The sequence below is a fragment of the Streptomyces sp. DSM 110735 genome (assembly GCF_016482685.1).
In the GTDB taxonomy this organism is placed as follows: domain Bacteria; phylum Actinomycetota; class Actinomycetes; order Streptomycetales; family Streptomycetaceae; genus Streptomyces.
Window position 1 is genome coordinate 201,027 of sequence record NZ_JACYHF010000002.1, and the last position, 12,314, is coordinate 213,340.

The 12,314-nt window shown below is 64.9% G+C and carries 6 protein-coding genes and 5 pseudogenes; 4 read left to right on the forward strand and 7 right to left on the reverse strand.

The features are described from left to right. Positions 1 to 29 precede the first annotated feature (29 nt). The 4 genes and pseudogenes from IF655_RS03725 to IF655_RS03735 form a co-directional block, all read right to left on the reverse strand. Positions 30 to 1,397, reverse strand: a pseudogene (locus IF655_RS03725) (tyrosine-type recombinase/integrase). Next, positions 1,388 to 1,585 carry an AlpA family transcriptional regulator gene (locus IF655_RS30970; RefSeq protein WP_242488543.1) on the reverse strand — a complete coding sequence of 66 codons (198 nt, stop codon included), beginning with the start codon at positions 1,583 to 1,585 and terminating at the stop codon, positions 1,388 to 1,390. Before IF655_RS30970 ends, IF655_RS03725 begins: the two are co-directional and overlap by 10 nt. A gap of 1,131 nt (positions 1,586 to 2,716) precedes the next feature. Continuing rightward, positions 2,717 to 3,555 (reverse strand): annotated as a pseudogene (locus IF655_RS03730) (DUF5655 domain-containing protein). A 255-nt stretch (positions 3,556 to 3,810) separates the two neighbouring features. After that, the gene (locus IF655_RS03735) at positions 3,811 to 4,767 is read right to left on the reverse strand and encodes a LysR family transcriptional regulator (RefSeq protein WP_199582044.1); all 957 of its coding nucleotides are present in this window, start codon (positions 4,765 to 4,767) and stop codon (positions 3,811 to 3,813) included. Positions 4,768 to 4,866: 99 nt separating this feature from the next. Here IF655_RS03735 and IF655_RS03740 point away from each other — a divergent pair, with 99 nt between their 5' ends. Next, entirely contained in the window at positions 4,867 to 5,613 is a 747-nt protein-coding gene (locus IF655_RS03740; protein ID WP_199582045.1) for an SDR family oxidoreductase, read from the forward strand. A 1,083-nt stretch (positions 5,614 to 6,696) separates the two neighbouring features. Further along, positions 6,697 to 7,614 (forward strand): helix-turn-helix domain-containing protein, encoded by a 918-nt coding sequence (locus IF655_RS03745; protein WP_307814848.1) that lies wholly within the window; start codon positions 6,697 to 6,699, stop codon positions 7,612 to 7,614. A gap of 119 nt (positions 7,615 to 7,733) precedes the next feature. On the opposite strand, the gene IF655_RS03750 is transcribed toward IF655_RS03745, so the two are convergent. Further along, positions 7,734 to 8,660 (reverse strand): hypothetical protein, encoded by a 927-nt coding sequence (locus IF655_RS03750; protein ID WP_199582046.1) that lies wholly within the window; start codon positions 8,658 to 8,660, stop codon positions 7,734 to 7,736. 362 nt (positions 8,661 to 9,022) lie between these two features. Then, positions 9,023 to 9,382 carry a beta/gamma crystallin domain-containing protein gene (locus tag IF655_RS03755; protein ID WP_199582047.1) on the reverse strand — a complete coding sequence of 120 codons (360 nt, stop codon included), beginning with the start codon at positions 9,380 to 9,382 and terminating at the stop codon, positions 9,023 to 9,025. Between the two features lie 147 nt (positions 9,383 to 9,529). On the opposite strand from IF655_RS03755, the pseudogene IF655_RS31605 reads away from it, so the two are divergent. Further along, positions 9,530 to 9,671 (forward strand): annotated as a pseudogene (locus tag IF655_RS31605) (hemerythrin domain-containing protein); the annotation flags it as partial. A gap of 194 nt (positions 9,672 to 9,865) precedes the next feature. Here IF655_RS31605 and IF655_RS03760 read toward each other — a convergent pair. Next, a pseudogene (locus IF655_RS03760) lies at positions 9,866 to 11,012 on the reverse strand (transposase). Between the two features lie 254 nt (positions 11,013 to 11,266). Between IF655_RS03760 and IF655_RS03765 the strand changes: the two are divergent. Then, a pseudogene (locus IF655_RS03765) lies at positions 11,267 to 12,096 on the forward strand (IS5 family transposase). Positions 12,097 to 12,314 lie beyond the last annotated feature (218 nt).

Genomic DNA, 12,314 nt, shown 5'->3' on the forward strand with positions numbered 1-12,314 from the left:
GCCCGGCAGTTGCCCTTCTCAGCACGCATCTAAGCAGCGAGTCGAATTACGCTCTTACTCCCGATATCTCCCACCCGTATCCCGGGTCTGACCAGCAGTTCCGGGGCATTTCCGGGCCAAGATCCCGCTAAGGCGCTCTCCGCATCGTCATCGTCCGCCGCCGCCTCCCATCGCCGCATGGAGTCTTCGATCAGGGTGTTGGCGTGGTTCCGTGCATCAGCCAGGAACTTGGCGTAGCAGCGGAAGAGGACCTGGATGCTTTGACCAGCCCGACGGGCACACTCCGCGGGGTCGACGCCGGAGGCCAGCCAGAACGAGATGCCGGCGTGGCGCAGGTCGTAGGGACGTTTCGCGAGGTCAAGGGCGTGCTCGTCGATCGTGAGAGCAGCCTCACGCGCTCACCCCCAGGTGATGCCGTACGCCGAGGCGTCGATGTAGTTCCCTGCTGCGTTCCGGAACAGGCGCCCGTCGGGTGCAACACCGAAGCTCCGTATGTGTTCGCGCAGCATACGGACGAGCACCGGAGGTATCGGCACCGAGCGTGTCGCCTTGGCTGCGCGCCGTTTCAGGGAGTGGATCTCATGGACAGCGCCGTCATCCGTCCACTCCTTGCCGGCAGTCACGACGCCGCCCTTCAGGTTCAGTAGGCCCCAGCCACTCACTGGCAGCCGGCACTGGGATTTCTGCAGATGGATCACCTCGGCTGGGCGCATGGCGGCGTAGTGCATACAGCCGAAGAAGGCATACAGGTGAGGGCCACGGCCGGGTAGGGCTCTCACTGCCGAAAGCGATCGGGCAACCTGGGCTGGGTTCGGCACGCAGTCGGGATCGACTTCATCGGCGACTTCCGGCGCCGTCCAGCGAAGACCGTTCAACGGGTTCTGCGCGAGATATCCGCGTTCAACGGCTACACCAAACACCTCGTTGACCGCAGCCTTCTTTCGCTTCACGGTCTTCGCGGCAGCGGCCGTTCCATCGACCTTCCGACACAGTGCGTCGAGGCCACGCCGCAGCACATCAGGATCATCCAACTCACCTACAGGCAGGGAGTGTCGCTGCAGCCAGTCCAGTGCCGTCTGCCCATCCGCCAGCGTGCGTCGCGTGTTACCTGGTGTTCGGTCCCACCGTTGCTCGATGTACTCCCGGGCCAGGACGTACCAAGTGGTCCGCTGCTTCAGGGCACGAAGTTCGGAGGCTGGCAGCCCTGTCCGGGTATCAAAGGGTTCACCGTCGCGAGCGGCGGTCATCAGCTTGGCACGACGGCTCTCCGCCAGCCCCTTGGTGAGGAAGGACTCGGACTTCTCGCGCCCGTTGACCGTCCAGCGGACCTCAAATCCCTTGCGGCGGTCGGACCGCTCGCGAATGTCCCAGAACCGGACCTTGTAACTCATCGCCATTCAGGCGTATCCCTTTCGCACGCCTCCCACCACGCATCCAAGTCGGCGCGGCGACAGCGCAGTTCACCATTGGGCAGCTTGATCATTCGGGGTGCCTGACCGCGAGCGCGTAGGCGGTAGAAGGCCGATGGGCTCATCCGGATTTCCGCTAGAACCTCGGCGAGCTTGAGCGCAGGTGGACGAGCCATTGATGTTTCCTCGGCGATTTCGGATTTGTCGATTACCCAGCGGCAGCACTTGCCCTCACTCCGTAACGGCTGATGGGCGGGCACTGTCAATCGCGTGGCGCGGGGCGCCGACACGAAGGGTCGTAGTGTTCGAAGAGCTCCAGCGCCAGCACGGTCGCTACGAACATCCTCAATGGTCGTCACGATCGCCGGTTTAGCTCACCGGCGCTTATGGTCTATGTTGCGCGCCGCGTCACGGCACCGGCCTCACTCTGCCCTCGTCGCATTCGAGGGCAGAGTGACCATCTGAAGAAATTGGATCGCGGATTCAGGCAGACACACATCTCAAGTGCGGACCAGGCAAACGTCGCAGTCTCAGGCCGTTTGCCAGCCCTCGGCCATAGCGTCTGACCTGTCATTTTCCGATGGGTTATGTACATTGACATGGATCTAGCGCCGGTATCCAGTCTTCGAGAGTTCTTTCTCGTCTGCCGTGAGCGAATTCCTACTCTCAGCCGTCGATGATGGCTGCCGCAAATTCACGGCTATGACCGGGTGCGTCCGGAGACGAACTTGGGCATAAAAAAGCCTGCCTAACGGATAAGGGGCCCGGTCGGGAAGGCCCTCCTCCTCAACCCGGCGAACCATAGCGGTCACAGCACTAGGGAACGTAGTAGCCGAAACGGTGCGAAGGCAGGAATTCGCGAGATATCTACGCTTCCCAGTCGTGCGGATTGGCGCCACGCCATTCCATCCAGCCGGCATCGTCCAGAATCCCTTCGGGGTTATCAATGCCAGCGGATTCAAGGAAAACTATCAGATCATGATCTGAATAGGCTGTCCCGAGGAACTCTTCGTACCCGCGAGTGCGCGCTGTGACACGGCGGCCGCCGGCCGTCGAAGGCCGGTGCACGACAATCGGAGCCGCACTTCCACCTGCCACCTCTTCAGGGTGCCCCCGGCAGCACACCGAAGCCATCCGAGGGGCGGACGGGCGGGCCGAGTATGTGCACCGCCCCCCGACTGCCCAGACCCGCCGAGCGTGATCGCCGCATGAGATCACCAATCGGCCGCACGCAGGACGGAGAGATCGGCGCTCTCGACGACCACAGCCCGACACCAGATCCGCACGGCGAGATCGTCGTGCAGCGATCAGGCCGCCGCGTAGCTGGCCCGGAACAGATCCTGCGCACGCTCCACGTCCCGTGGCGTACGAAGCTGCACCTCCAGGTCGCCGGTTCCGTGGTGTCCGAGCCCAGACACGTCCCGGGTGAGCCCAGGTATGAGGTCGACCTGTCGCGGGTCGACCTTTAGATACACCAGGAGCTTGGCCTTCTGGGGCGGACACACGCAGGCGAAGTTCCGCAGCCGCTGGAAGGCCGTGTACTGCTTGCGCTGCACACGGGTCACACCGTCTCCGAGACCGAGCAGGGCCTCGTCGACCGCGCTCGCCAACTCCACCATCGACACGCCCCGGATACCGGCCGCCACCCTTGCAGCGCCCTGGCGACGCGCCCGGCGAACTACCTGCATGCCGCCGCTCACAGAGGCGACAGTCTCAAGACCCAGTAGGTCGCTGCCGAAGAGTCGATAGCGGACCAGGTCGATCAGATCAGACGTGGCCCGCTCCACCGCACCTGAGACACGGCCGTCGCCCCGAGCCGATCGCGCACCAGATACTCGAACTCAGCCCGATGGTCCACAAGCCAACTTAGGTAAAACAACCCCTGGTTGATAACACCGGAATCGACGCCCCGCTTGTATTCGACGATGACCGGCGATCCATTCTCGTCCAGCCCGAGCGAGTCAATCCGGCCCCCGCGGACCGGCCCGGTGCCGTACTCGCTCGCCAGGAACCGGACGCCCAGCAACGTCTCCATGTGCGCCTCGATAAGTGCCTGTACGTCGGCCTCGACGTCAGCAAGTCGCGGCATGACCTCAATCATGTCGCTACTCATCGTGTTCGCGCGGAACAGCTTCAGGCCCGACACCTCCCTCTTCTCGATACGGAGATCCACAACGCCGGGACCTGCAGGGTTTTTTCCGCGAAGCCCTCCTGACCGGTCGAGACGGCAGATCCAACAGGCGGAACACCGGGTGAATCCGATGCACCGTTCGAACAAAGAGGACTCAGGCGATGGCAGCGGTACCGGTACGAGCGGACAGGCGTCCCACACGACAAGTAGACCCACCGATCACCGTCCGGAACCGTCTCCCGGGTCCCGACCCTGAGCCATCGCCGCCGTTCACACCGAGTGCCCGGAAGAAAGGGACACCGGTCCGGCTCCGCCCGGAATGGGTCCGCCGACCGACGGTTCGTCGCTCCCCTGCCGGGAACCAGCGCTGAGCACCGTTCGTGCGACGTCCTCCAGTGATGCGAGCAGCGGGTTGGGATCGTCGGCGCGCGTGACGAGCACGACCTCGCAGGGATCGATGTCGACGACGGGCACCAGGGCGATGTCCTCGCGTGCGGTAGCGCGTCGGTCGCCGGCGGGGAAGATCGCGACACAGTGACCGGTCGCGACGAGTTCCAGCTTGTCCTCGTAGCTGTCGTCGGGTGCGGGTGCGGGTGGCGGCGGGTGGTCGCCGACCGGTTTGGGCGTGCTCCAGACCACCGGAGTGCTGACGCAGGCCACCAGTTCCTCGTCCGACAGAGCCCGCAGGCTGACGTGTCTCTCGTTCGCCAGATGATGGTTCACCGACGTGACGAGCACCCGCGACTCGTCATGGAGCCTGGTCACCCGGAAGCCGTCCGTGAAAAAGGGGAGGGGCCTGTACGCAATGAGGGCGTCGATCCGTCCCTCGGCGAGGGCGTGGGTGTCCCGCCAGCCGAGGTGCCGGGTGCGCACCTGGCCGTCGGGGTGCCGAAGGCGCAACTCCTGCACGCACGCAGTGATGACCAGGCCTTCGGTATAGCCGACTGTGACGCTGCGAGGCCGGACTGCAACTCTGGCCGTCCGGACAGCCTGCTCGGCCTCCTGAAGGAGTCTCCGGGCCCGGGGGAGGAAGGCCTGCCCGGCTTCGGTGAGGCTGCTGCCCTGCGGCGAGCGGTCGAAGAGCCGGACACCGACCTGAGCTTCCAGACGCTGGATCTGGCGGCTCAGCGACGGCTGCGCCAGATGCAGCTTCGTGGCGGCCCGGCCGAAGTTGCCGTGCTCCGCCACCACCGTGAAATAGCGCACGAGCCGAAGATCGACGTCCATGCGCCCAGACTACGTCGCACGCCGCCATACGCCTGGGACATGACGGCATACGAAACAGGTCTTGGACACGATGCTCGGGCAGTCATTTGACTGGAGGGCATGACCACTTATGACGGCAAGAAAATCGTGATCACGGGCGGAAGCAGCGGGATCGGCCTGGCCACGGCCCAGTTGTTCGCGGACGGTGGAGCGCACGTACTGATCACCGGCCGCACCGGCTCCGCCCTCGACACCGCGTTGGAACAGTTGGGGAGCAAAGCGATCGCCGTCCGCAGCGACGCCGCGTCCCTTAAGGACATCGGAGTGCTGGCCGACATCGTCCGGGAGCGGTTCGGCGCGGTGGACGCGCTGTTCGTCAACGCCGGCATCACCGCGTCAGCGCCGTTCGACTCGACGACCGAGGAGATCTACGACGAGGTGTTCGGCATCAACGCCAAGGGCCCCTACTTCATGGTGCAGGCGTTGGCGCCGCTGCTGCGCGAGGGCAGCGGCGTGGTCCTGACCACGTCGGTGGTGAACGTTCTGGGCCTCGACGCGCTCAGCGTCTACTCGGCGAGCAAGGCGGCACTGCGGTCGATGACGCGCACCCTGGCCCGCGAACTGCTTCCGCGCAAGGTGCGCGTCAACGCCGTGAGTCCCGGCCCGATCGACTCGGGCATCCTGGAGCGCTCCTCACTGCCCGCCGACGTCGTCGAGGCGACGAAGGACACCTACCGGAGCACCATTCCGATGCAGCGGCTCGGGACGCCCGAGGAAGTGGCCGCCGCGGTGGCGTACTTGGCCTTCCATGCGACCTTCTCGACAGGAACGGAGTTCCCTGTCGACGGAGGGGCCTCGCAACTCTAGCGCTGCGGCAGGCGACGTCCGCCCGCCGAGGAGCGGCGTCGGTGCATGCTGTCGGGGTCCGCCGGACGCGGGCCGGGATAGTGCTGGACGGGAGGCCCTCGTAGAGGATGTGCTCGGGCCGCCAGGCTGGCCTTTACGGGTCCGCCCGGTCTGCCGTCTCAGGAGTGACAGAGCAGACCGAGGAACTGCCTCTGCCTCGAGGACATCGAGATATCGGTTGACTTGTTCCCAGTGGCCGTCTGTGCCCGTGTCCGTCCGCACGCCATCGAGGGCTGACCAGGGCGAAGCCCGGCACGGCGCACAGGACACCTAAGAGCCGCGCTTCCTCGTGTTCCCGCACGAAGTACGCGACCGGGTCGTTGAGCAGGGATCAACGTGTCGAAGTGCGGGTCTCCCGCGACGGCTATCAGGAGCAGGACCGAGGGGACACTGAGCGGTGCACTGGCGGAGGCGGCGTCGCGTGTAGCGGCCGTCACCGGGGCGGCGTGAAGCCCGGCGGGCCGCTGCGCACATGAGGCTGCAGAAATTCTTCACGGATCGCGACAGCCTCGGAGGGGGCCGCACGTCCGGTGGGGTGAAGAGCGGTTCCCGGAAGGGGCTTTGCTCGCGCCAGCGCTGCCCGACCTTCAGCGTTGTCTCTACTCTTTGGAGTCGTTTCCTATGCGGGACGTCCGCGCCAAGAAGTCGAACCGTTCCCGGCGCACCTGGGTGCTCGTGTCGGCTGCCGGTCTCGCCCAGGTGGTGGGCGGCAGTTTCGCCGTTGAGGCGGTCACCGCCGCCCACGCGAACCCAGCCAAGTCGGGCGCGTTCGCCGCCGCCGGCCCGAACGCCGTGGCCTCCGCCTCAGGGACCAGACGTCCACCGACCCGACTTCGGTCCCGGATGGTGGGAACGACAAACCCTGGTTGGGCATCACCGGCCGCTGAGCCGCCGACCATCGGTGTGGCGAGGCCGGTCCGGAGCCGGCCCCGCCGTACTGCTGATGTGACCGAGGACTATGCAGCGCACCCTCGTCCTGCCCTGATGGGCCCGGCGCCTTTGCGTACGGCGACGCCGCGCTGTCTACATAAGTGACCTTCCTTTGTGTTTCTGCTGACATTGTTTGGATCTCACGTGTTCAATCTCCCTGGCTTTGATCTGGCGCCGTACGCCGACATTGATGAGACGCAGTACGTGCAACGCAGTTACTGCAGTTGGAGCGACGCGGGTTGGCGGTCGTTACTTGTGCAGAGTTTCATGCATGCTCGCCAGGTCGAAAACCTCCTGCTGCCTGGAACGTCCGACCTGCATCTCGTGCTCTGTTCTCAGGGAGAGGCGATGATGCGAGTCAGCTCCGGAGGTACAGCTACCAGGCATCGTTGGAGGCCCGGCCGACTCGAGCTGATGGTGCCTGGACAGTCGACACTGCGCAGTTACACGGCGACGTCGGTCCTCTCAACCATTCAGGTGCATATCCGACGGACTGATGTCGAACAGGCTGCCCGTAGGCTGAGAAAGAGCGACCCCGATTTCGAGGCGTTGTCCGCGCGACTGGGCGCGGGCGACCCGCTTGTTGAACACATCGTCCGGTCGCTGCCGGCCAACCGAGAGGCGGGAGATCTGTACGCCGAGTCGGCCGCAGCTTTCCTCGCGACGCATCTCATGTCTGGGGGCAGGATTCCTCGCGTGCCGGGACGTGAGCACGCCGCAGTGCGCAAAGCCATCAGCGTCATGCAGGATCGCCTGGCCGAACCGCTTACCCTCGCCGAGATCGCGGTCGAAGTGCATCTCAGCGTGTATCACTTTGTCCGTGTCTTCCGGGACGCCACCGGTGAAACACCTTATCGATATCTCACACGCCTTCGTATCGAGTCAGCCCAGCGAATGCTGGCGGAGACCAGTCTCACTCTTGAACAGATCACCCAGCGGTGCGGCTTTGCCGGGTCCAGCGCTTTATCATCGGCATTCCTGCGTCAGGTCGGCGTCCGACCCTCCGCCTACCGTAAGGCGACTACTGGATAGCCCTCTAACCGCAGTTCTGGACGACCTTCGTCGAGATCGCATCACCGGTACGGGCGCCATCTCCCGACGCAAGGGCGAACACCAGATTCCGGAATACGATCCGAGGAGAAAATATCCTCTCAGGTTGAGGGAGGCTTGGGACTTCTGGAAGACTCTGCGAGAAGGAGCGCTGCCTGTTTGGTGTTTTCGGTGACCTGCTTCTGGTAGGCGGACAAGGTGGCCGAGTTAGCGGAAATCAGCTGCCGTTGGTACCCGGCGAGAACGGCGAAGTAGACCGCGGCCAGACGCGAGGAGTCGGTGCAGGATTCGGCCGCCGTTGCCGCGGCGATCTCATTGGCAGTCGGCTGAGCCGTGCTCCAGGGTCCTGCGGCCAGTTCCTCGGGATCCTGGGAGGGATGCCCTGCCGCGGTCATACAAGTGGACCAGCGCTTGCGAGCGGCGGCCACTCTCTGGTCGTCATCCGCCTGCTGGAATGATTGATCGAAAAGGGCCCGGGTGAGCTTCCAGCCGTCGGTGTTTGCCAGACTCGGCAGTTGCTTATCCGCCTCGGCGGAGCAAACGCCGAAATCCTTCTGCGAATACCCGGTTGCAGCTCCCGTTTCTCCCGGAGGTGCAACCCCTATGTGGAATCCCTTGCTTTTGGCTGTTGCGCGGCCGATGTAACCCCAGGCGCCAGCCGGGCGGACCGCCTCGTTCTCTCCGATGCTCTTCGCGGCGACGCGGGACATGTTCTGGCCCGAGTAGGTCTGATTTCCCCTGCCTTTCATGCAGCGGACCACCAAGGATTTTCGCGTCCTGAACAGCAGATCGTCGTCCTGATCGGAAGTGCCGTACGCGGACAGCGGGAGCCGTGTCAGCCCGTCGTAGCCGCTGGCCGGCGTAGTTGGCGAGGCCGAGATGGCTGGCGGCGTCGCGTCCGCAGCACTACCCGCGGGACTCGGGGAACAGGCAGTGGCGGGCAGGCCGGAGACAACAAGCGACACGGCCACTCCGGTAAAGCGAATTACTCGTCGCCATACGGCGAGTGGGACCATGCTGAATGCCATGCGGGAAGTACCTCTAAGGAAATGAGACGACGTGACCGGTATCGCATTTGCTAACAAACGGCCGCGACGTCCTACTCGCAGCCTGTGTTGACGGCGGGTAGACCTATACGGCGCTTCGGGGGTACGGAAACGCTTTCTGTAGAAGAGCTTCACCGTGTGCCCAAATCAGACCAATCGCCTCAGCCGGTGACGCTGAGGGGTCGATCAAGACGTCGTTTCTGGCCTACCCGCCGACCGGGAATCCGGTTTTTCCGTGAACTGGTCCGGCGAACGCCGGACGAGGAGGCTGCCGTGACCGCTCGGCTTCACGTACCGGCGGCCAGGTCAACCGAGCGCAGCCGGAACTACTGCTCTAGTCGACGTCAGTAAATATACACGTAGTGAATGTGGGGCGGACGGTTCGGGAATACAGTCCAGGTCCACTTCGCGAAATCGGTATAGGTGCCATTTATGTCTTCAATCTGAACGACGTTGTTACCCGTAGAGATTTCGTCGAGCCACCCCTCCACTCTTCCGGCCGTCTTCGGGCCCGCGAAGCAGCGTGTGCCATTCCAGTTATCAGACGCGGCACCGTGAACCACGATCTTCAGGTAGTCGGTGTGGCCGTCGCAGGGAAGTTCGCCAGCGGAAGCATTGGTCACCGGACCGAGCAGGGTCATGATGACGGCCCCCACAAACGCGGCAGCTCCGCCCACTTTCGATCTCTTCTTCGCCGAGTGCACATTCTCTCCTGAAGGTCGTCCAACCCCGCGCGTCTCACTGATGGCGGGCATTGGAATGTAATCTTCAAATTAGGTGCGCGCGGTTGCGTACGGCCATGCTTCAGCTTGCTGTATGAGCTGCGCGATCTTGCGGCAGGCTGGCAACCGCTCTCCGAGCTGAAGGACCTCGATCCGGCCGACGAGCGGTTCGTCGCCGACGATGACCGTCCTCATCGAGAACGTGCGCCACCACGTCGCAGAGGAGGAGAAAGAGTGGTTCCCCCAGGTCCGCAAGGCCATGGGACGCAACATCCGTCAACTCACCTCGACCCGCCCCAAGAGCAACTATCAGAGTGCCCGTGCTCGGACTCCCGAGCGGGGTCCGTCACAAAACGGCTCAGCCGGAAGGTGGTCGGCAGCGCCAGGCGCCCGCACAGCGTGTCGACCAGGGTCACGTCCGCTGGAGTGGTGTATCGACGGCCACTCGGTGATCTCGTTTTGGGGCTATGCGGTGAGTTCGGTGGGCAGGACGGTCTCGTCGATTTCTGACTCGATCGGGTGGAGGCGGGCCTTGGCCAGGAGGTCGAGTCCCATGTAGCGGCGAGGCTCGGTCCACTCGTCGTTCTGCTCCGCCAGGACCGCGCCGACCAGCCGGAGCACGGCGGTGCGGTCGGGGAAGATACCGACCACGTCGGTGCGGCGGCGGATCTCCTTGTTGAGCCATTCCTGCGGATTGTTCGACCAGATCTGCCACCAGATCTCACGCGGGAACGCGGTGAACGCCAGAAGATCGTGCTGGGCGGTGTCCCAGTGGGCCGCTGCCTTGGGGAGCTTGGCCTCCAACGCGTCCAGCACGTGCCGCATCTGAGCTTTCACGGCATCGGTGTCGGGCTGTTCGAAGACAGTCCGCAGCAGGGTCGCCACCCACGGCTGAGCAGACTTCGGAACCTGGCTCAGCAAATGTCGGGCGTAATGGGTGCGGCATCGCTGCCGCGAGGCACCCGGCAGGACCGCGCCGATCGCGGTCACCAGGCCGGTGTGCGCGTCGGAGACGACCAGCTGGACACCGGGCAGGCCGCGGCCGGTCGACCGCGATCAGGGCGTGGACGTTGATGATGCGGCCGCCCTCGCGGACCTTCTGGGTCAGGGCGTCGACCCAGATGAACGCGTAGGGGCCGGCGTCCAGGGGCCGGTTACGGAAGGCGGTGACCTGCTCGTCCAGGTGCTTGGCCATCGCGCTGACCTGGGACTTCGACAGCTGGGTGACCCCGAGGGACTCGGCGAGTTTCTCGACCCTGCGTGTGCTGACGCCCAGTAGGTAGGCGGTGGCCACCACCGAGACGAGGGCCTGCTCGGCCCGCCGGCGTCGTTCGAGGAGCCAGTGCGGGAAGTAGCTGCCCTGCCTCAGTTTGGGGACGGCGAGTTCGACCGTGCCGACCCGGGTGTCCCACTCGCGTGGGCGGTAGCCGTTGCGGTGGTTGACGCGTTCGTCGCTGACCTGGCCGTATTCGGCGTTGCAGAGAGCGTGGGCCTCCGCGGACATGAGGGCATCGGCGAACGTCCTGACCATCGCGCGCAGCGGATCGGGACTCGCCGCGGCGAGGTTGTCCTCGGCGAGGGCGTGCAGGGGCAGACTGTCGGGTGCGGTCATCGTGCTGATCTCCTTCGAGCTTCGACACCTCGGAGATCAGCCGGTGGCCGTTCATCTATTGCGGGCCTCATCCCAAGACCGGAGTAACCCCCGGATCAGGTCGAACCCATACACCACTTCCCTGGACGCAACCTCGTCATCAGCCCAAGAGGCTTCGCAACGCGGCCCGGGGAACCGCACCACCGAGCCGCGCGACAGTCGTCATCAGCCCTGGGCCGTGTCCGCAAAGTCGGTTGCTCGTTGGTCGGTTCGTGGTGCGTCGTCATGAGTTGACCGATGAGTCGTGGGCCGTACCCGAGCCGTTGCTCGCTCCTCCCCGGATGGGCCGGCCGGTGCGGGACCGCCGCCAGGTGGTGAACGGCATTCTGTGGAAGCTGTCCACGGGTGCGGCCTGGCGGGACCTGCCCGAGCGCTACGGCCCGTGGAAGACGGTCTACGAACGCTTCCGCCGCTGGTCGGCAGACGGAACCTGGGACCGCCTGCTCGCTCACATCCAGCAGCACTCCGATGCCGTGGGAGGCGTGGACTGGTCGGTGGTGTGCGTGGACTCCACCACCATACGGGCCCACCAGCATGCCGCCGGGGCCCGAAAAGGGGGACCTGGCCTGGCGAGGCGATCGGCCGGTCCCGCGGCGGACTGACCACGAAGCTCCATCTCGCGTGCGACGGACAGGGCAGGCCCCTGGCCTTCACCCTCACCGCCGGCAACGTCAACGACTGCACCCAGTTCGAGCAGGTCATGGCCCGCATCCGCATCGAGCGGTGCGGACCAGGCCGCCCTCGCACCCGGCCGGAACTGGTGGCCGCGGACAAGGGCTACTCATCCAAGAAGATCCGCGCCTATCTTCGCGGCCGAGGCATCAAAGCAGCGATCCCTGAACGGATCGACCAGATCAACGGCCGCATCCGGCGCGGCGAGAGCCTGTGCCGACTCAGCCGCGCGGCCTACCGCCGCCGCAACGTCGTCGAACGCTGCTTCAACCGGCTCAAGCACAACAAAGCCCTGGCCACCCGCTACGACAAACGCGCCCGCCACTACCAAGCCCTGGTCACCCTCGCCTGCCTACGACTCTGGCTGCCCTGACTTTGCGGACACGGCCCAGGACTCCCCCGGGCGTCGTCCCCGCGCTCGCGGTGGTCGCTCCTCTCCCTCCGGTTGCTTGAGCAACTCGGCCGAGAGCAAGATCCGGACCATACGCGGGCCAACCTTCCACCAATCGCTGCCGCAGCCTTCGTTTCCCCAGGTCACAGGACCGTGCAAGCTGTACCACCAGCAGACCAAGAACGTTCTGGTTTCCTACA